Origin of the sequence: Olivibacter sp. 47, from assembly GCF_030372825.1 — a bacterium.
GTDB classification, from domain to species: Bacteria; Bacteroidota; Bacteroidia; order Sphingobacteriales; family Sphingobacteriaceae; genus Olivibacter; species Olivibacter oleidegradans.
Genome location: NZ_JAUCNR010000001.1, coordinates 6,109,942 through 6,131,516, shown reverse-complemented (window position 1 = coordinate 6,131,516; position 21,575 = coordinate 6,109,942). Strand labels below are relative to the sequence as shown.

At 41.7% G+C, this 21,575-nt stretch carries 15 protein-coding genes; 5 read left to right on the top strand and 10 right to left on the bottom strand.

Annotated features, from left to right (window positions below):
- Nucleotides 1-40 precede the first annotated feature (40 nt).
- The 4 genes from QT327_RS26575 to QT327_RS26560 form a co-directional block, all read right to left on the bottom strand.
- Nucleotides 41-1,963 (bottom strand): RagB/SusD family nutrient uptake outer membrane protein, encoded by a 1,923-nt coding sequence (locus QT327_RS26575; RefSeq protein ID WP_149105091.1) that lies wholly within the window; start codon nucleotides 1,961-1,963, stop codon nucleotides 41-43.
- A gap of 268 nt (nucleotides 1,964-2,231) precedes the next feature.
- A complete protein-coding gene (locus QT327_RS26570; protein ID WP_289554327.1) occupies nucleotides 2,232-5,495 on the bottom strand; it encodes a SusC/RagA family TonB-linked outer membrane protein in 3,264 nt (1,087 codons plus the stop codon).
- Between the two features lie 268 nt (nucleotides 5,496-5,763).
- Nucleotides 5,764-6,975 (bottom strand): FecR family protein, encoded by a 1,212-nt coding sequence (locus QT327_RS26565; protein ID WP_149105089.1) that lies wholly within the window; start codon nucleotides 6,973-6,975, stop codon nucleotides 5,764-5,766.
- Nucleotides 6,976-7,127: 152 nt separating this feature from the next.
- Entirely contained in the window at nucleotides 7,128-7,700 is a 573-nt protein-coding gene (locus QT327_RS26560; RefSeq protein WP_013664239.1) for an RNA polymerase sigma factor, read from the bottom strand.
- Nucleotides 7,701-7,956: 256 nt separating this feature from the next.
- Here QT327_RS26560 and QT327_RS26555 point away from each other — a divergent pair, with 256 nt between their 5' ends.
- The gene (locus QT327_RS26555) at nucleotides 7,957-8,724 is read left to right on the top strand and encodes an SDR family NAD(P)-dependent oxidoreductase (protein WP_149105088.1); all 768 of its coding nucleotides are present in this window, start codon (nucleotides 7,957-7,959) and stop codon (nucleotides 8,722-8,724) included.
- A gap of 157 nt (nucleotides 8,725-8,881) precedes the next feature.
- Nucleotides 8,882-9,472: a Crp/Fnr family transcriptional regulator gene (locus tag QT327_RS26550; RefSeq protein WP_130854886.1), complete on the top strand. Its 591-nt coding sequence runs from the start codon at nucleotides 8,882-8,884 to the stop codon at nucleotides 9,470-9,472.
- 73 nt (nucleotides 9,473-9,545) lie between these two features.
- Here QT327_RS26550 and QT327_RS26545 read toward each other — a convergent pair whose 3' ends face one another.
- Together QT327_RS26545 and QT327_RS26540 are read right to left on the bottom strand one after the other, a co-directional pair.
- A complete protein-coding gene (locus tag QT327_RS26545; RefSeq protein ID WP_149105087.1) occupies nucleotides 9,546-9,995 on the bottom strand; it encodes an SRPBCC family protein in 450 nt (149 codons plus the stop codon).
- 426 nt (nucleotides 9,996-10,421) lie between these two features.
- A complete protein-coding gene (locus tag QT327_RS26540) occupies nucleotides 10,422-10,985 on the bottom strand; it encodes a LysE family translocator (protein ID WP_289554326.1) in 564 nt (187 codons plus the stop codon).
- 266 nt (nucleotides 10,986-11,251) lie between these two features.
- On the opposite strand from QT327_RS26540, the gene QT327_RS26535 reads away from it, so the two are divergent.
- From QT327_RS26535 to QT327_RS26525, 3 genes are all read left to right on the top strand, one after another.
- Nucleotides 11,252-13,672, top strand: coding sequence for a TonB-dependent receptor (locus QT327_RS26535; RefSeq protein WP_013664226.1), 2,421 nt, complete (start codon nucleotides 11,252-11,254; stop codon nucleotides 13,670-13,672).
- Between the two features lie 253 nt (nucleotides 13,673-13,925).
- A complete protein-coding gene (locus tag QT327_RS26530) occupies nucleotides 13,926-16,415 on the top strand; it encodes a glutaminase family protein (protein ID WP_289554325.1) in 2,490 nt (829 codons plus the stop codon).
- A gap of 215 nt (nucleotides 16,416-16,630) precedes the next feature.
- Complete coding sequence (locus QT327_RS26525) at nucleotides 16,631-17,623, top strand: right-handed parallel beta-helix repeat-containing protein (protein ID WP_289554324.1); 993 nt, start codon at nucleotides 16,631-16,633, stop codon at nucleotides 17,621-17,623.
- A gap of 3 nt (nucleotides 17,624-17,626) precedes the next feature.
- On the opposite strand, the gene QT327_RS26520 is transcribed toward QT327_RS26525, so the two are convergent.
- The 4 genes from QT327_RS26520 to QT327_RS26505 all read right to left on the bottom strand — a co-directional run bounded on the left by QT327_RS26520 (nucleotide 17,627) and on the right by QT327_RS26505 (nucleotide 21,548).
- Nucleotides 17,627-19,372 (bottom strand): hypothetical protein, encoded by a 1,746-nt coding sequence (locus tag QT327_RS26520; protein WP_289554323.1) that lies wholly within the window; start codon nucleotides 19,370-19,372, stop codon nucleotides 17,627-17,629.
- 122 nt (nucleotides 19,373-19,494) lie between these two features.
- On the bottom strand, nucleotides 19,495-20,304 hold the full coding sequence (locus tag QT327_RS26515) for a carboxypeptidase regulatory-like domain-containing protein (protein ID WP_289554322.1): 810 nt from the start codon (nucleotides 20,302-20,304) through the stop codon (nucleotides 19,495-19,497).
- Between the two features lie 16 nt (nucleotides 20,305-20,320).
- On the bottom strand, nucleotides 20,321-21,109 hold the full coding sequence (locus QT327_RS26510) for a GLPGLI family protein (protein WP_289554321.1): 789 nt from the start codon (nucleotides 21,107-21,109) through the stop codon (nucleotides 20,321-20,323).
- 70 nt (nucleotides 21,110-21,179) lie between these two features.
- On the bottom strand, nucleotides 21,180-21,548 hold the full coding sequence (locus tag QT327_RS26505; RefSeq protein ID WP_289554320.1) for a hypothetical protein: 369 nt from the start codon (nucleotides 21,546-21,548) through the stop codon (nucleotides 21,180-21,182).
- Nucleotides 21,549-21,575: the final 27 nt, after the last annotated feature.

Sequence of the window (21,575 nt, the reverse complement as noted above, 5' to 3'; positions counted from 1 at the left end):
TTATTAATCCATTACATAATTCAATAGACCTATGTAATGCTTAATTCGTAGTATCTTCATCAGCTACGGCATCCTGCCAGTTAGTCCACATTTCAACTCCTGCGTCATAGCCGCTGTAACCGGGATTTTGATGTAATTTGGCATACAGGTTAGAATTAATTGCATCCTGAGGAATGGGCCAATAAATATTATGAGGCGCTATGGTATAGCTTCTATTCCTAACAGTTACCTTGTTTTTATTATAATAATCGTTGTAATGTTGAATACGCTGGTACCAATAATTGTTGTCTGATAAGTTATTTAGTTGATACGTATTACCCCATTCATCTGCTTTATTGCTCAATGCCAAACTATAGGATATGCGGCTTAATTCCATGTGTCTCCATTCTTCCATATATAGTTCACGAGCGCGCTCATTAACGATATCACCAATGGTAACGCTTGCATAGAACTGGCTACACTGTGCTCTTTTTCTTACGGTATTGACATCTGCTGTCGCCATTCCAATATTTCCTTTATAAAATTGTGCCTCTGCCCTTAGTAGATAGGTTTCTGCCAAACGGTAGCAGTACCAGTCGGCAGCTCCACCATCATTTCTGTTCGAAGTAGGCGTTGCTAGGAATACAGGGTCATCGATGTATATCTTATAGTGAGGCCAATTAAACCAGCTGCGGATTGTATCGGTGCATAAGAGCGTGGTACCTTCGTACAGGCGCAAGTTTTGTCCATAATAGGCATCTGTAGGATCATTATATTTAAGCATCTCCATGCGGGCCCAGTTGCCGACGGTGCTGTTGTGCCGCAAATCAGTCGTATCTTCAATTCCGTTAACAGACCAAAGACCGTATTGAGCAAAATGAGTAGGTCTTATCAATCCGATCCCTCTGCCTACCGAACCATTAATGTCATATTCAGCTCTATATTTAGAATCGGTTTTGGCGGCAGCCAACAGAACCTTTCCACTGGGTGATTTCAATGCCGCCTGGTTCCACATAGGACCCCAGTTGCGCATCGATTTATACCGAATGGTAGCATCTGTGCCCTCGCGATTAGGCATTACCAGGATCGCTTCTTTATTTGCTACGATAGCTTTATTTATAGGGCGATGCAAGTCCCATATCACATTGCGGGTAACAGGCCATGCAATAGGAGAGGGATTATCAAATGTACCAAAGTTTTCCGTCATCAATGCATATCCCGAACGATCAATCAGTATATTGGCCTGTTCAATTGCCTTATCCCACTGGCCCGTGGCTAGGTAGCATTTGATTAAAAGCTGACGGCAAGCGGCCTTATTGATCATGCCAACATAGGCCATTTGCGATTGTTCCGGCACCCATTCCACCGCTTTCTCCATATCCGCGGTAATCATTTCCAAAATAGCTGCGCGACTGGAAGTTTTATAGTTTTGTTTGGGTGCTGTTAATATTTTCGTCACCAGTGGTACATCTCCAAATTGGAAACAAAGTGCCAAATACCGAAAAGACCGATGAAAGTAGGCTCTACCTAGGTATTCGCGCTTGGTAGCCTCATCCAAATCCGGCACATTATCAATGAAACTCGTGATTGTATTGGCATATTTGATACCCATATAGGTCTGATCCCAGAAAAAAGAAATCGTGTTTATTTGATTGTCGTGCATTCCGTCCGTCGGCGTAAGGCGCGTTGCCACATCAGCAAAAATGTTACCGTCGTCTGTTTTACCGGAAACCGCTACGTCCGACAGCATATATTCGGTACTAATCGGGACAGATACATCCCTTGTTTCCAAATGGCTCCAATAGGTACGCAAATGCCTGTCTGCCATCGCAACGGTCGCGTCTAAACCAGAACGTGTTGAAAAGGTAAGTTCAGGTTCGTAAAACGAAAGTGGATCTGGCTTTAAATAATCCTTTGTGCAGCTGGCCAATAAAGTAACTGATAATATACTGATAACCGATATATAATAAGTCTTCGTTTTCATAATTAATGTTTTTAAAAAGTTAGGTTTACCCCCAAAGTGAATATTCTTGGTGCCATCGCCCCAGTTTCGATATCCCAATACCGCCAATTCTTATCTTTACGCCATACGGCCGCATTCCGAACCGAACCAAAAACTCTTATATTTTCGATGTGGTAGCGCGAGATTAATTTACTAGGTAATGCATAGCCCAAACTTATATTGTCCAACCTGATGAAAGATCGGTCGAATACTCTTTGGGGAGCGTTAAGACCCGCAGGTCCTTTCGATTCTAAACGCGCCAAAAATCACTTGGGTTTTCCGGTGTCCAATAAGGTTTCTCATAAGTATTTGCCAAGCCCTGGCTAATCGTTGAGGTTCCGTTATCCTGATTCAGATAAGCCCCGTTCGTGCTCTTATGCCCCCAGTATGAATAGATATTAAAAGAAAAGTTAAAATTTTTATAAGTGAAATTGTTCCGTAGCGACCACATAATAGGCGCCTGCGTTTGCCCCAAAAACTCTTTATCATTATCGTTGTAGACAGGACGCATGCTCCCGTCTGCATTCTGGATATCATCGGCGGTGTAGTTATTGGCTACTTTAGGATCACCGGGACGTTGTCCGTACCGGGCGGCTTCGTCTATTTCATCAACCTGCCAAATTCCGGTTACTTTATAATTCCAGATAGCGCTGATAGGCTGGCCAATAAACCATCCATTTCCAATGTCGTCTACTTCTTTGCTGGCCACCACATTACCATTCGCATCCAGCACATCCTGATATTGGTAATACAGGTGCTTAATGGTGTTTTTATATTTTGAAAAACCAAAAGAAGTGCTCCAACTAAAGTCCTTTTTCATGATGTTCTGTGTATTGATGGCTATTTCGAATCCATTGTTTTGCACTTCACCCAAATTGGTAGTAATGCTGGTAAAACCCGAAAAATTCGGTAAAGACTGGTTCATGATCATGTCGGTAGTGGACATTTGAAAATAATCCAAGGTCGTTGCTATACGATTATCCAGAAAGCCGAAGTCCAAACCGATATTGAACGAAGCGGTTTTCTCCCACTGCAGATCCTTGTTGGCTAAGCGGTCTATCCGTAGGTACTGATACTGTATATAGTCGCCATTTGCGTTGATATAGCCCTGCGTGCCCACACCATTGGCTAAGTTGGCCAATGCAATATAAGGGTTTGCAAGCGAACGATTGCCATTTTGTCCGTAAGACAGGCGCAGTTTCCCATTACTCATGGCATTCCAATTAAAGAAATTTTCTTTGGTAAACGTCCAGGCTAATCCGGCAGACAAAAAAGTAGCCCGTGGATTGGAGGTACCAAATGCCGAGTAGCCATCCCTGCGTACCGAACCCGTAAACATATACTTATCGTCATACGAATAGAAAAGGCGGGCCAACATACCGTCTGCCGTTTGCCGACTGTCTTCGGTATCAAATTCACTTCGCAACCTGTCTCCACCACTCGTTTCATGAAAGCCCAACGCATCGGTAGGTGTTATATTCCGGGCCCTGATAACATCCCACCAGTATCGCCGCTCTTCCGCTTCCTGCACCAGGGTTATATTTACTCGGTGCTTTTCGGCAAAGGTTTGCTCCCAGTTAATCGTGTTATTGATCGACCAGTCAAAGCGTTTACTGTTTTCGCGATCTACCCCCGCATTATTAGAAAGCGGGTTCCAATCCGGGTGTGTTGATGAAGCAAAATAGCGTTTGTAGAACCACTGATACCTGGGCGAACCATTAAATGAATAGGTAATGTTAAAAGGCAGTTTTATTTTAGCTGTGAAAATGGAATTTAACACGGTATAGCCACTTTCCAGATCTTGGAATTGTCTGTCAAAATCATAATTATAGCCTCTAATAAGCCCCGTAAGACCGGAACCCTGCGGGTGTACTTCGAGGTTCCCGTTCTCATCTCGATAAGACCCAAAAGGGCTATTTAACGTGATAGCTCTACCCCAATCCGTGGCGATGTTTCCATCCGTACGATCCTGAAAATTTATATTCGCACCAATATTTAACCAGTCTGTCACCTTACCATCTACTTTGAGGTTCGACCGTACAGCCCGGTAATTGTCGCCTACGATAACACCCTGATTAGACAAATATCCGGCGGACATATAATAATTTATCTTATCGCTGGCACCGGAAATACTCACATTATGATCTTGATTAAAACCGTTACGGAAACTATGATCGTACCAATCGAAGGTCTTTCCGGCAAGATAATTCGTTAACACATTATGATCGAGACCGATCCGTCTGGCAAATATTTCTTCATTGGAAGCATCGGCTCCGTTAACGGAATAAGCTCGCCAATCGGCCTCCGTTATTCCATATTTAGCCAGCATTTCGGGGGTCAGTTTTTCATAATAACCAGGCTTACCTTTAGCAGGTAGAGCGTCGGTACTACCGGACATGTAAGGCTCGTAATTACCTGTAGTCGGATTGATGTCATACGTACCGGCGATGTACCAGTCTTGCCTGTATTGTAAATACCCCTCGGGGCCCCAAACCGGTCGGTTGGCACCCATCGTTGAAAGTCCTAGGTTTGAGGTAAAATTAATTTTGGGCTTTCCCTGCTTTCCTTTTTTTGTGGTAATGATGAGTACCCCGTTAGCAGACTGCGCACCATAGACAGCCGCTGCCGAGGCATCTTTCAATACATCGATCTGTTCAATATCGTCCGGATTAATTTCGGATAGCTCGCCATAGAAAATCACCCCGTCCAAAATCAACAAAGGAGAGTTATGGTTCGCTTCCGTATATACTGAACGCTGGCCACGTATGTTGATACTACCACCGTTTTTTGCTGATGCATCCAGTCCAATCGTTAAACCGGGTGTACCCCTTAAAATATCTTGAACGGTACGCGGATTTTCATCGGCAATTTCATCCGGTTTCAGCTGTGTAATCGCCCCGGTTAGGTCACTCTTTCTGGCAGTACCGTATCCCACCACCACTACTTCATCGAGGTCACTCAATGTTTCCTTCAAGGTAACATTTATCGTTGTGTTGCTATTAAATGGCACTTCTACCGGGGCATAACCCATTAGGCTGAAAACGAAGATACCGTTGGCTAGGGAAGTTTTGATTTCAAAAACACCATTTTCATTGGTTTTTGTACCTGCGGTTGTGCCTTTAATGCTCACGGTTGCCCCCGGTAATGGGGTGTTGTGTTCATCGGTCACCCGTCCGGAAAAACTCCGCAGCTGTAAGGGGCTTATCTGTGTTGCAGTCACCTGAGGTTTTTTCCTGATGGTAATAATCCCATCTTCCAATGACCAGGCAAACCCATTTTCATCTAATATAACACGCATCGCGTCAACAAAATCCACCTGATTCAATTGAGCGGTAATGCGTCTATCCGCTATATTATCTCCACGAAACAAAAATGAATACCCATGTTGTTTTTGAATTTCCAGTAATACCTCGCGAAGCGTTTTATTACGGGCATTTAGCGTAACAGTTTGTGCCTTGGTTTCGGCCATAACTTGTATGGTAAAGGCGACCGTTAAGAGAAGCGCTAATTTCATAGTAAGTAATAATCGGTATCTATAGGGGCAATAAAATACCCTTATACGTGATGTAAAAATCATATATTTGTTTAGTTTGGCTTTTAAAAATTGGTTTTTCGGCAGCTTCAGGAAGAATGTGCCGAATATCAAAATCCAGACAGAATGAGCGGGTGATGTCGTTACCATCATCCGCTTTTTTTGCGGATATATTTGATCAGTTTGGTTTTATGTTTCTATCATGGTTACTCCTCTTTTTTGGGTTTTCTATCTAATGAATTGGTTAATTTTATCGTTGTTCTCCGAAAACAATCAGTTGTTTTCTTTGCCCTTTTTGGACGACCTTAAATTTCAACTCGCTCTTTTCAAGCGCTTTTAAAACAGCACTTAATGGTTTGTTGCGGTCGATATAAGCAAATAGGTTGGCCTCTGGTCCCGTTCCTTCATAAATTACATCCAAGTCGTACCATCTTGCCAACTGCGTAATGGCTACGGCTGTAGGCGTTCTATTAAAATAGAAAAAGCCATCCTTCCAAGCAGTATACGCTGCAATATCTACCTTGGATTTGGTGATTCGCCCGTTACCCAGCCTTCCTTGTTCACCGGGTATCAATATTATCGTTTTATTCAGGGAAGCAGTGCCTTCGGATTTTGCGGACCAAGACAAGCGTATCTTACCATCCACCAAGGTGGTCTTGGTTTCATTTTCATCTGGATAGGCAGTGATATTAAATTCTGTACCTAAAACTTCAATCTCTTGGTTTTTGCTAAGCACCTTGAAGGGTCTTTGACGGTCATTTTTGATGTCAAAATAAGCCTCACCACTGATCTCCACAATACGCTCTTTGCCAATAAAATTACTTGGATACTTAATAGTAGAAGCAGCATTGAGCCAGACTTTAGAACCGTCGGGTAAGGTCATCCGATAGGTTCCGCCTCTTGGTGTAGAAAGTTCCAGTGTAGAATTCGTTTGCACTGTTCTACCTACGTCGGGTAACACCGCGAGCGATGAACCATCTTCATAGGTGATTTGGCCATTTTCAATAATAATTCCCGATTGCCCGGTGCTCAAATCTATTTTCCGACCGTCTGTTAAGGTAAGAAATGCATTATTGCCGCCGTTTGATATATCTTCAGCTGCGATTTCGTGCACTTGGTGTACCTCTTGATTATAGGTATACCAGATGCCAGCAAATGAGATAATCAATATGGCCGCTGCATAGGGAAGTATGCGCCTTATTCGCTGACGGAAATGCAGGTTCCTGATGGACGCCTCCTGCTGCGCAATGGCAGCTTCCAAACGAGCATCGTCTGCTACCGATCGCCTGGGAATCGCATACCAATCCCGAACATGAGTTTCGAGGCCTTCCTCGTCAATCACTTTGTTTAAGAGTTCCCAATTGCCATGATCTGCAGCAGCCCAAGCCATGAGCTCAGCATGCTCAGCCTGCGTGAGAATGCCTTTTAGGTGCTTGTAAAGTAATTGACTGATCCGTTCCATTTTTTCTGTCTATTTGTTGGTTAGGGGTACAGATAATATAGATACGGATGCAGAGGATAAACCTTACCAAAAAAATTCATTTTTTTATTAGGTCGTTGATAATGCATAGGGAAGATGCGATCATCCAAACCAAATAATAACGTTGATGATGATTATGGTAGCTTGGCGAGCCACAAGAGAAATAAAAGATTTCCCTTCAATAATTTGCGGAGGGTACTTACTGCCTTTGATTTCTGGGTGAATATCGATGACTCCGTCATGCCTGTTTCGCTTACAATTTCATCGGTAGTCTTGCCTTCAAGGAAACTCTTTCGGAAGACGTTTTGCTGACTAGGAGGCAGTTTGTCCACCGCTTCCTCAATTTGTTGCAATAGTTCAGCGTATAAGATACGATTATAAACTTCGGGAGCTTGTATTGCAAGGTCATCTATATTTTCCGGTAAGTACTGCATAGGGCGCGTGCGGCTGCTCCGCAAATTATCAATACAAGCATTGCGTGTAGCGATGTAGAGAAAAGCTTTAATTTGCTGCTCCGTACGAATCTGCTGGCGGTTATTCCACAGCTTGAGCATGCTATCGCTTGCAATCTCTTCCGCCAATGCGTGGTTATGCACATACGAAAAGGCAAAATGCTGTAGCGGCCGCGAGTAATAACGGTAAACTCCGTCAAACGTTTTCCGTTCTCCAGCATTAAACGCATTGATATCCACTACAAAAGAGGGCATAGGTCAAATTGATTCTGATAGCTAAATCTCAAATGTCGAAAAAAAAAGTGAAACCGAAAAATTTGACAAAAGCAGCTCCTCTTAGTTCTAAATCGATTTATAAATTCCGCCGTACTCGGCTTACGCAAAAATATTCTAGTCGATTTAACACTTGTCTATTTAGGGTCTAAGTGACATTTATCACGTAAATTTTGTGGCAAATGTCCTTGTCATGACTTGTAAAAGTATCTGACCTTTGATTCATAAAAAGTAAAATATGAAATTAAAGGATAAAGTAACTGTAGTTACCGGAGGTAACAGCGGTATAGGTTTCGGAATTGCAGAGGCGTTGAAAAACGAAGGTGCTGTGGGCGTTATCACCGGGAGGAACCGAGAAACGCTCGACCAATCTGTTAAACACTTAGGGAACAGTTTTATCGGACTCCAAGGTGATGTGACGAAGTTGGATGATTTGGAACGTATATTTAAGACTACATTCGATCATTTCGGCAAAATTGAGGTGCTTGTCGTCAATGCAGGAGGCGTTGCTGACGGTGCCAAAATGGGTGCTATTACCGAAGTTGAAGAAAAGGATTACGACCATTATATGGATCTGAACTTAAAAAGTCTCTACTTTACCGTTCAAAGAGCACTTCCTTTTATGAAAGATGGGGCTTCAATCGTGCTTATCGGCTCAAGTGCTGCACACCGTGCGGCCCCTGGAATGGCGATATACAGCGCCGCTAAAGCAGCTGTTATATCCTTAGCCAAAGGGATATCGTTGGACTTAATAGCCAGAAAAATTAGAGTAAACGTACTTTCTCCGGGAACAATCGATACCCCCGTATTTAGTAAACTGGTATCGCAGGAAGAGGTTGATCATGTTAAACGACTTTGGGTAAATCTTATACCTGCCGGGAGGATTGGTCAGCCCTCGGATATCGGAAAAGCTGCGGTATTCCTAGCATCTGATGATTCATCCTTCATCCTCGGTTCTGAGATTTTGGCGGATGGAGGCATGACAAATATCAGCTTGATGAAATAACCAACCAACAAACGTGCGCGTATAATCTCTCCGGATTTTAATATGCGTACGTTTGTGTCAATATATATAATGTAAAAAGAATAAGGCATTTCATAAGATCGTTCAGGCCTTGATTTTTTTATCTGATTTTAAATAGCTTTGTAAAAAGCTGTTAAAAATGTTAGAATCTTTAGCTGCCTATCTGGCTGAAAGGGGTGGCCTAAATAATGAAGAAATAAAGCGGGTTGAGGGCGTTGTGGTCCCGAAAAAACTTCGCAAGCGTCAATACTTATTACAAGAGGGAGATATCAGCTTTTATAATTCCTTTATTGCCAAGGGATGTCTAAGGCTTTATCAAGTAGGGAGGGACGGCTCCGAGCATATTTTAAGATTCGCTATCGAAAACTGGTGGATAAGCGATTATGAAAGCTATAATTCAGGCCTTCCTTCCAAGTATAATATTGAAGCGCTTGAGGACAGTCTATTGTTAATGATTCACAGAGATAAGTTTGAAGAGCTCGTCGAAACAATCCCTGCTTTTAAAAAACTGAGAGAAACACTTGATGCCAAAAATTTTGAAGTAAACCAAAAGAGAATCCTTAGCAATATTAGCGAAACTGCTGAAGAAAAATACGATAACTTCATCCAATCTTGCCCGCAGATTTATAGTCGAGTCCCTTTGCACATGATCGCGTCTTTTCTGGGCGTTTCGCGAGAAACACTTAGCCGCGTGCGGCAGCAATATGCCAAAAACTCCACCAATAAGTAATTAGATGATAGCCTGCTATTCATTCTTTAAGCGTGGAAAAATGAATAGCAGGCTATTATTCTATATGAGCAAACTATGCATCCGGAATTTCAGGTTCAACTAACTTAATCAACTTATCTAAAGATTCCTGCCAGCCCAAATAGCACATTTCTACCGGTATTACAGCAGGTATTCCTTCTTGTAATACTTTTAATTCCGTACCTACGGACGTTTTGTTAAGCCACACGGAGGTTGTCATGACGCCCGGTAAATTGGGATCGTCAAATTTATCAGAATACTTTAAAAACTCATTGGTTTTCAATTCTAAATACTCTCCGCCAAAAGAGTGACTATTGCCCGTGCTAAAATTTTGAAACGACATTTTAAAGGAACCGCCTACGCGGACGTCCATATCATGTACGGTACAAAGAAAACCATAGGGGGGTAACCAAGAAGCGATTGCCAAAGCTTCTGTGAAAGCGCGATAAATTTTTTCCGGGGATGCTTTAATAACTCGGTGCAATGATACCTTATTTTCTGACATAACCTTATTTTTTACGTTATTCCTACTCGTTTGGCTTTTCGGATCGCCCGTTTTTTAGGTGGTTGCTGCTCCACCTTGGCGTAACTAATTGATCAATTTTGCCTTTAACAAATGTCATAACAAAATTCCATCTTAAAGAGGGGGTGATGCGACAGTTTAGTGGGCGGTTTATGCCGTTAGGGTAAGGATTGCCAATGATGGATTACTATAATTGATCGATGGCTGCTTGGACACAAGTTAGCTTCCGAATGCACATAAAGCTATCGGCTTTTAATATCGAGACGATTATTGCGGATATCATCATTTAGTAAAACACGCTGCTTTAGTACAAAGTCGTTAAAGTTGCGAGCGGCTTTATGCCTCTTGTATGGAATGTAATAAGGACCTATAGACGAATAAATGCTTAGCGAATTCGCTAAACGTATATTATTTTGCTTTTGAAAAAGCCATTTTTATAGCCAAACCGGTAAGTACACTCGCCATAAACCACTTTTGAATTTTCAACCAAGTAGGTTTTCCGGAAAAAAAAGCGGCTACCTTTGCAGCGGATAGAACAATAATAAAATTAATACCAAAACTTACTATAATCTGTGTAAATCCTAGCTGCAGGCTTTGTGCGAGGACAGAGCCGTATACAGGTTTTATAAACTGTGGAAAAAACGATAAATAGAATACTGCCACTTTAGGATTAAGTACATTCGTTAGAAAGCCAACCGCAAATAATTTCCCGGGTTTATCTAAAGGGAGGTGCGAACTTGTTTCAAATATATTCTTGCTATTTGGCTTAATCGCTTGAAACGCTAGATATAAAAGATATATAACGCCTAATGTCTTTAAGATTGTATAAGCAAACGGCACGGCAAAAAGGATTGCTGTCAGCCCATATGAAACCATTATAATGTGAAACAGAAAACCGCAAATTACACCTACAAGAGATATTAATCCAGCTTTTCGTCCTTGTGTTAGCGTTCTTGAAATTAAGTAAATCATGTTTGGCCCTGGACTAACGACCAATATGAGCGCGGCTAATGCAAAAATAAAATTTCGTTAAAAGGTATCATCACATTTTAGGTTAAAGATCTATATTTTTTGCTTTTAAAAAAAGAAAAAATTGCTGAGAAGCTGTTTATCCCGTACAAAGTAATCTCGTTTTCCGATAAAAATTTGCATTTAAAAGTATTCGCTCTATATTTGCGCATATTTTTAATCAGTCTAAATAATATATTATTTCAACTGATTTATCTTGCCAAATTGATATGAAGAAAACTTTATTCGTTTTAGTCGGCCTGTTCATTACTGCGACCACTCTTTGCGCTCAGCAAACATTTTCTGTTGAAGGATCGGTATTTTCACCAGATAATCTCCCTATTCCAGGTGCTTCTATTACTATTTTGGAAGGCAAAACAGTCAAGGGAAAAACACCCTCCAATAGCGAGGGTACATTTGTATTCAATGCCGTTAAAACCGGACATTATAGAATAGAGATCTCTGCATTAGGTTTACAAAAAACCACATTGGATATTAAAGTTGAGCATCAAAATTTGGTTTTGCAACCAACTATTTTGCAATCTAATGAAATAGCAATTGATGAAGTTGCTGTATACGGGAAATACTATCAAAATTATAAGTTAGATAGCCTATCTGGTTCTTTACGATTAAAGACTTCTATTTTAGAATTACCACAAAATATCCAGGTTATTTCATCCGATATTATGGCTGATCAGCAGGTATTTGATATCGTAGATGGCATCACCCGCAATATTAGTGGTGCAACACGTCAGGGACATTGGGATAATCAATACGCGAATATACGTATGAGAGGGTCAAAGATCCCAGCCTTTCGAAATGGAATGAACATTGAAGCATCTTGGGGGCCTACGGCAGAAGACGCATCCATGATAGAGCGCATAGAGTTTGTCAAAGGACCGGCAGGTTTTATGCTCGCTAGCGGCGAACCCGGTGGGTTTTATAATGTGGTAACCAAAAAACCTTCGGGCCGGCAAAAAGGGTCAGCAACGTTTAGCATGGGAAGTTTTAGCACCTATCGCGGTGCCTTGGATTTTGATGGCAAGTTAAGCCAAAACGGAAAATTACTCTATAGGTTAAATGTAGCCGCTCAACAAAAAGATTACTTTACAAAATACAATTATAATAATAGAGTTGTGGTAGCCCCTGTCTTAACCTACAAAGTAGACACCGCTACTTCCATCACCATTGAATATACTTATCAAGGATCAAAATATCTGACGAACGGAAACTATACTTTTTCTCCTAAGCAATTTGCAGACCCTGACATCGATAACGACTTTTTTTATGGCGACCCTTCCTTTGAACCAGGCAAATTAAGAGACCATAGCGCCTATCTCTATTTAGATCATAGTTTAAACTCCAAATGGAAGCTGCATGCACAATTAGCATATTTCAATTTTAATATGACTGCTAACAGCACTTGGCTAACTTATATGAAAGAAAATGGAGATATGCCTCGTAACTGGAGTATCGCTGATGAAACGGGAGAAAACAGATTTGCACAATTTTCTTTTAATGGGGAAGAAAGAACGGGAGGCATCAGACATCGGATATTAGTCGGAGGTGATTTTGGCAACAAAAAATTCTGGGGTGATTTCAGAGAAATCTTAAAATCGCTACCCATAGAACTCAATGTGTACAACCCCCAGTATGGCATTTCGGGATCGGCATTTCCGGTGATCGACCGATCACAAAGTACCAAAGTGAGAGCCGGTGGTAGCAATTATGTTTCATCGGTTTCGTATATGTCCTTCTATGCACATGACGAATTGGCTTTCTTAGAAGATCAGCTTCGTCTTTCGCTAGGCTTAAGATTTACGAACGCCGAAACGGTTGGCAGAACAGGAGCGGCGGATATTAAGGACAACGTCTTGAGTCCACGGGTGGGGTTAAGTTATTCCATCGATAGAGCAACAAGCGTTTATTCTTTATTTGATCAATCTTTTGTTCCCGTTTCGGGAACAGATTGGGAAGGTAATGCCTTCAAACCGATTCGTGGTAACAACATCGAATTAGGGCTAAAAAGAGAATGGTTTGGCGGTAGATGGATTTCTACCCTCAGTGCATATACCATTAAAAGACAAAACCAACTTGTCACCGACTACGACCATCCTATGCCCGGTGGTAGCGCGCAATTCTTCCAAAAACAAGAAGGAGAAGCAAAAACACAAGGAATAGAGATGGATATTTCCGGCGAAGTGGTCCGCGGTTTAAATGTTAATGTGAATTATGCATTGACAGATTCAAAGATCACTAAATCAACCGACGAATCCGTCATCGGAAATATAACACCTAATACTGCTAAACATACAGCAAATGCGTGGCTCAGCTACCGTATACAAAAAGGCGTGCTAAAAGGATTTGGTTTAATGGGGAGTGTACAGACTATGTTTGACCGTGCAATTGGAACTACAAAGGAAGCTAACTTCAAAAATTATGTAAGAACGGACGGAGGATTATCCTATCAAAAGAAAAGATATATGATCTCTTTCCTCATCAATAATTTATTGGACAACAGATCTTTGTTAACAGCAGGGTCCTTTAACAAAGCAAATGCAGAGGCTCAGGCTCAAGGAGGTGTAGATTATTACTCTTATATCGTGGAAGCGAGACGAAATATGCGTTTAGGAATTATGTATAAATTTTAAAAACCTTGGCACCGAAGGAGGCACCGCAATTTGCGGCGCCTCCTTCGGTGCCAAGTGCTTACTCACTCCTTAAACTTTTCGCTAACATAAATACCTTACCGGCTTGCTGTAACGAATCCCTCGTTTTGAAATAAATAAGCAGTTATGAGACAAATCAGCTAAATCTTGAAACGACTTTGCTAAATCGGGTTAGCATTATGTAGTAATTTTACAGGCATCATACAATTAAAACGCTCAATACCCGATAATCGAGATGAACAAATTAAAAAAATTGAAGGCTTGGAGCTTATTGGCTTGTTTAATTACCATAGGCCAGGTCCAGGCACAACATAGAAAAGCCCCTGCTTATCCGCTGATTACGCACAATCCTAATTTTAGTATCTGGTCAACTACCGATCAGTTGAACGCATCTACCACCAAGCATTGGACAGATGCTGATCATTCGCTTTTAGGATTGATCGACGTGGACGGCAATATTTATCGTTTTATGGGGAAAGAAGAACCCAATTATAAAACGGTACTCAATACCTCTGACGAAGAAGCCTATACCGTGCAGTATACAGAAAAGGAGCCGACAGGAGCGTGGACAACTTCCGACTATGCTGCAAGCGACTGGAATTCGGGCGCTGCTCCTATTGGTGATGACGAAAAAAGTGTAAAAACCCTATGGAAATCTCGCGATATCTGGGTTAGACGTACGTTCAATGTAAGCAAGCCCGAAACTATTGACGAGCTCTTATTGAAATTGAACCACGATGACAATATTGAGGTATATCTGAACGGTAAAAAGGTATATGAAAAAACCGGATGGACCAATAACTTCCACTATTTACCGATCAGTAAAGCCGATCTAAAAACCGGAGAAAACCTCCTAGCTATCCACTTGACAAATACTGCAGGCGGTCGATTCTTAGATTTCGGACTAGTAGATAAGCGGAAGGAAACCACTAAGATTCAAACGGCCATACAAAAAGATGTGGAAGTTACCGCAACGCAAACCATATATACGTTTGAAGCAGGGAAGGTAAATCTGAACCTGACCTTTACCTCACCACTACTCATGAATGACCTGAGTTTGTTATCGCGCCCTGTATCTTACATCACTTATGGTGTAAGCGCCAACGATGGGAAAAAACACGCGGTAAGGCTTTTTCTTGGTGCATCGTCCAATATTGCGGTATATCGATCGTCGCAGGAAGTAGTTGCTGAAAAGTATACAGCTGATCAATTATCAGTGCTCAAGACAGGGACCGTTGAGCAAGCCGTTCTGCAAAAAGCGGCGGACGATATGCGTATTGATTGGGGATATTTCTACGTTGCGACGCCGAAAGCGAAAGGCGTAGCGCAATTTATAACGCCTGCGACAGCTGCCGTAGATGCCTTCAAAAAAGGTTCTGTAGGGTCTACCGCGTCAAAAGGGAAATTGCTATCACTAAATACAGTAATATCTTTTGGTACGGTAGGTAAAGCGGAAGTACAGCGATTTATAGAAGTAGGCTATGATGAGATTTATGCTATTCAGTATTTTCAAAATAACCTTCGGCCATGGTGGAACAACAGCGGGAAAGAAAGCATCGAAAAGCAGTTGAATAATGCGGCGAACGATTACCAATCTGTGATGAAAAAATGTGCGGCATTTGACCAACAGGTTTATGCCGACGCGCTGAAGGCGGGAGGTAAAGATTATGCGCATCTTTGTGTGCTTGCCTACCGTCAAAGTATTGCCGCACATACACTGGTCAAGAGCCCTCAGGGCGAGCTATTATGGCTGTCTAAAGAGAACAACAGCGGCGGTTTCATTAACACCGTCGATGTGACCTATCCCTCAGCACCGCTATATTTGATTTATAATCCCGAGTTATTACAAGGAATGTTAAGTGGTATTTTTTATTTCAGCGAAAGTGGTAAATATCCGCATCCCTGGGCCGCGCATGATTTAGGGACCTATCCATTGGCCAACGGCCAAACTTATGGAGAACCCATGCCGGTAGAAGAGTCGGGAAACATGATTATTTTAACAGCGGCAATTACCAAAGTGCAAAACAATGGCAATTACGCCAAGAAGCATTGGAAAAGCCTTACGACCTGGGTTGATTACCTGGTAAAAGAAGGCCTCGATCCTAAAACCCAGTTATGTACCGATGATTTTGCCGGTCATTTAGCACGTAATGCTAATTTGTCGGTCAAAGCCATAGTGGGTATTGCCTGCTACGCACAAATAGCAGAAGCATTGGGTGAAACAGCAACCGCTAAAAAATATCGAGCCATTGCGGAATCTATGGTGCCTAAATGGATTGAGATGGCTGATGCCGGCGATCATTACGCACTGACTTTCGACAATAAAGCTACGTGGAGCCAGAAATATAACTTGGTTTGGGATAAGGTGTTAGATTTGAACCTATTTCCGCAGAAAGTATACGATACTGAAATCAGATATTACCTCACCAAGCAAAACAAATTCGGTATACCCTTAGACAGTAGAAAGGCCTATACTAAAAACGACTGGATTTTATGGACTGCAACCTTTGCGCCTACTCGGGAAGCATTTGAAGCGCTAGTAAAACCCGTTTACACCCATGCAATCGAGACCGAATCGCGTGTTCCATTGAACGATTTTTATGATACAAATACCGGTATCCGCGAAAATTTCAAAGCCCGGAGTGTGGTAGGCGGTTTTTATATGAAACTTCTAGCCGATAAATTGAGAGTAGATTCGTCTCTACAAGGGGCAGAGAAACGATAATACAAAAGGGTGAAAGTACGCTAAAGGCCATTTCTTTCGAAAGAAATGGCCTTTTTTTTAAGCAATGAAATCTTTAGAATCATTATTTACAGCACATCTAAAGTGGCTGTAAATGAGATAAATTGATGAAATTTTGAAGCAAATTAAGAAACATATTAATTAATTACGCTTGTAGATTTGAGCCAATTATTTAATAACCACATAAAAACCATATTATGATGAAGTCTTACTTGTCAAAAGTGGCATTGCTGATTTTTGTATTCGCTTCCTGTGGAAAATCAGATATGTTAAAAGAGCGTCCGAATGTTATTGCTAACGGAATAACTGCTCAGGAATCGGCGCTAAACCAAGCTGCAACGATACGATACTTACCCGCCCAGAATGGTCCGGATGAAACAGGCGCTTTACAGGCGCTGATCGATCAATCTGTCGCCGGAGATATCATTATTATTCGTGCGGGAAACCATTATTTCAGCGGCACCGTGCATATTAATAAGAGCGGGTTAACCATTCGCGGAGAACATAATGGAACCGATCCTACAAATTATATGCGTAAGGCGGCTACGGCGTCAGGGCAGGGCGTTTCGGTACTTGATGTAGATGTTAATATTGTCAATACGGTTATCGATTGGATTTATGTCGATGGTGGTATGCTTCCCGAGCCTAACATACGCGTTTTCGGAAATGACACGAAAATTTATAACAGTCACTTCCGCAACAGCGGGCATTCAGGTATTTTGATCCACAATGCCAATCGAATCTGGATCGAAGGGGTGAAAACTTACTATAACTATGTAGTAGGCATTTCCCAGTGGGGCAGTTCAGATAACCGTATTAAAAATTGTCAAACTTACGAAAATGGGGGAGAGGGTATCACGATCGATGGCGGATCTCATAATTGTTTTGTGGAAAATGTTTGGATTTACAAAAACAATACGCATAAACGGGGTGTCGGAGCTATCGGTATTGATGCAGCTAACGGTGCTAATATTTTCAACTGTACAATCGACCAAACCAATGGACACGCAGTACGGTTTCAGAATAACTTAAATCAACCGGACGACGGCTGTCAAGTATATAATAATATCATTACTAACAACCAAGGTTGCGCCATTAGTATGCGCCATCCACAACTGGTTACCAATTTTGGGCAATGGGGAAATACCATGACTAATAATACGGGCGGATCTATTTGTAGTGAACCCTGAAGCTTAAAAACTATAATCAAACCCGAGTGCAATATAGCGGGGTAGCAGGCGGTATTCGATTAAAGAACGATAGGTGTCCGTAACGGTTGCACTTCGAAAGTGCCGGTTATTGAGCAGATTCTTGGCGTTTATACTAAATCTGGCTTTGATTTTTTTTGCATCATAAGCAAAGGAAAAATCAGAAAAGTAGTAGGTGCCAGGGACTTCCGAAAGAAAACTGCCAAAGCGATAAGCTTCGTTTTTTAAACTAGCTTGGATGTTTTCGGAAACTTTGAAAAAGGCGTTCAGGAAGCTGTATGTATTTACGAGCCGGTTTGTGCTTTCGCTACTGAATGAAGATAGCTGCATGCGGCTTCCTGTATGAATGTTCAACCAATATTTCCAGACACTTCGGTACGACAAGCCGTATTCGTGTGAGCCAGAGCGTATTTTGCGGTTCCCTATTCCGGATATGCTTGTCTCATAAGCAGCGAAATTTGCCCCTATATCCAATCGCAAATTCCCATTCAGCGGTTTTACGTAATAGTTAAACTGTGCCTTATAAAAGGTCGTTTTTTTATTTTTCAACACGAGCTGCTCATTTAGATTGAAATTGGTGTTCAGCACACTCCGAGTACTGATATAATCAAATAGTATGTTGTATCCCATGGATAAATTCGCAAAAAACTTATCCAACATATTTCCGTGTGTATATGTCAGTACAGTACCCGAATTATTTAATTTCACTATGTCATTCAATCCTTTCATAAAATTCCGAATACCGGTGGTATAATAATTAGGAACTACCTCCATTAAGTCAGCACTACTTTGTTGAAACGACAACGTTGCCTCCAGCTTCCCTTTGCGGTGTGGTGTCCATTTTGCCAGCACACGTGGCGAAAAGAATAGATTGTTTCTGCTTTGTACGCTTCCATACGAGCGCAGCCGCGTATGGATAAAAGCGGTATGTAATTGTGGAGTCCATTCCCATTTTCTCCGTTTGATCGTATATTTGGTCATAATATGCGCGTTATTGCTGCCGAAATCCAGCCGATTAGAGAATCCTGACGGCCGTATATCGGTTCCATCAGTTCCATGCAATACTAAATCCGTCGCCAGCTCTTGCATTTTGTACTCATTGGAAAAGGCTAGCTCCATAAAGTCACTGTTTTTTTGTTTTCGCACGTAATGCGAAGTAATTCCGAGGTACTGCAGGTTATTTTCGGCACGCTGATATACATCCGAAATACTTCCAACCTGAAACAAATCTTCATAATAATATTGATCAATGCGGTAATCCAATGGCGACTGCTGCGCAATCAAACGTGCCGAACTTACAATGGCTTCCCGGTCAGAAAGCTTATAACTATAGGTAAAGTTATGATTGGTCAGATAACCCTGCATTTCGGTCGTCTCCACTGTATTGTTTCCGTTGAACAAGAGGTCGCCCGTATCGTGTCTGCTGAGCGATCCTAAATTTCCGGTATAGGTAAGACTCGATTGTCGATTGATATCATACTGCAACTCTACCTTCGTAAAGTACGTGTTGATACGCTTGTTAAGTTCGTAGTCCTCCGTATTGGTAAATTGGATGCTCTTAATATTGTAATCCTGCACCGTATTTCGATAGAATGATTTCTTCGTTGGATTCACAAAACCCAACCACTTAATCTTGAGTTTTTTTGTCGGATTAAGAATCGTATTGAACGACAGTAATTGGTCACGGTTGAAATTCGTTCGCCTATAGTCAAAATCGGGTAAATCTGGCATAAAGTCAATTAAAGTAGGTGTTTTTGCGCCTATGCCCACCTGCCCGGGTTCATCAGTTTGAGCTGAGTACAGAAGATGGTTGATGCTGCTTACCGCGTCAACACCATTATTGTTAGCCGTGCCTAAAAGATAATATTTGTTTTTTTTTCAATCCTCATCAAGTTCAGACTTGCTTGGTAAAGCAAGGGTTCGGTCATGGTGCCCATAGCAGATACCGATCCCAACCACTGGTGTTTGCTGTCTTCTTTCAATTGTAGATTCAAAGCAACTTTATCCGAGTTTTCAATTCCTTTTAGGTGCTTATTGTTTGAATAACGCTGTAATACCTGTATCCTGTCTATCGGTTGAACAGACATGTTTTGGGTGAGAAGTCGGTAACCCTTTTCAAAAAAGTCATCACCTTCTATCATCACTTTTTCCACTTCTTTCTGCCCGATTTTGATACTTCCGTCGGTCCCAACATTCAAGCCCGGTATTTTCTTTAATAAGTCTTCTACTGTGCGCTCGTCTCCCTGTAAAAAAGATTGAGCCTTAAGTTCGATCGTATCTCTCCCAAGGCGATAAGGACGCTTTGCGTTTATCACTACTTCCTGCAGTTGTTCCAAACCACCTGCTATAAGTCCAACATCTACTATCGTATCTTTTTGGCCAAGCTCGATTTCTTTGGCAAGCGACTCATAGCTCAACGCTTTAAAATGTAAGGCCAGTTTGCCGGCATGGTTCGTTGTTAATCGATATTTTCCTTCTCCGTCCGTAAATGTATAAACTAGAAAACGGGAAGCTTCACCTTGCCGAAGATCAACTCGTACACCGCCGATCGGTACTCCAGCAGAAGTTACTCGTCCGCTGATTGACACCTGCGCCCAAGCTGAAAAATAAGCTGGCCCGAGACAAAAAAGCAAAAACCAACTTAAGCAAAGGTGGTTAATCATACATAGCTTCTTGTTCTCACTTATCGACTTGTTCCCATTCATAAACCTGTTCCACCGTACCGCGCACTTTTTGCCTTTCAGTTGTTACGCCTCCCACGGCAGGCATTTTACTTTCCATAATACGCATCTGCTCTTCTGCCCACGCCTCATCTTTCTTAACATATTCCTCCAGCGATAATTTGGGTAAAGACAAGATATAATTTTCATTCACCGGGATGTGCTCTTTGTAAGGATAGGAGACTTCTTTAAGTGTCCAATAGTTCGGGCTAGCGCTTTCGTTATATAGGAGTACAATCAATCCCGGAAGTCCCCCAAATTTGTATGGACCTGCAGATACCGGAATGTCGTTGGTATAGTAGGCTATTAACGTAGTTCCGCGATAAGTCGCCGTTGCTTTATGGCAAATATATTTACCCAAGGTATCCGTATCGGTATAGTTGGTATTCCATATGAGTTCTGGAAAGTTATCGGTTACCAAATAATTCGTTTCCTTGAGCGAACGGGTTTCAATCAGTTCTTTTTCATTATTCTTCTGAACGACAATACGTCTATAGTTAATACCTGTATTGAGCACCATTGAAAAGCTGGAAGACACTTCATTATCTATATTTCCACCCTTCTCTGTATGAGCGTTTACTGGAACCGAATCAAGGATCGCGGTTTTTACACCCCCCTCAAAATAGACATGCTCATGAAAAGTAGCTACGGCAGAAGGAATATATTCGTACACAGCGTGTAAGTTCTGTGCTTGTGCTTCCCATGTGCAACGCAGCAATAGGCAAAATAATAAAAACTGTTTCATCATTATAAAAGCGATAAAAGTGAACCATTCGGTTCACTTTTTATGTAAATAGTAATCTATGGGAACAATAATCTTAGAAGGCGCCTTTGGTGATGGAAAAACCTTGCGCTCTATGCCCATTGTCTATAAATTGAAAGAACTCGGCACAGCTTCCAAATACATCGCCCGATCCGCCTACATTGGTAGAATAGGTAACACTATTGTAGCGGATACCTCCACCGTTATAATAGTTAACTGTGTAATGACAGGCTTGGAGACGCTTGTAACCTTTTTTAATTGCTTTGATCTCACGGCTAACTTCAATAAAGCCCTCACCTGTAATGGCTTTGTGCATTGTTGTCCGCTTAGCGGTGTTGTTTTCCATTGCCTTTGCACCTGAATGAGCAAAAGCAGCCGTAGACATGGCCGCTACAGCAACCAAACTCATTAATAATTTTTTCATTGCTTTGATTTTTTTGTTAAACAATTG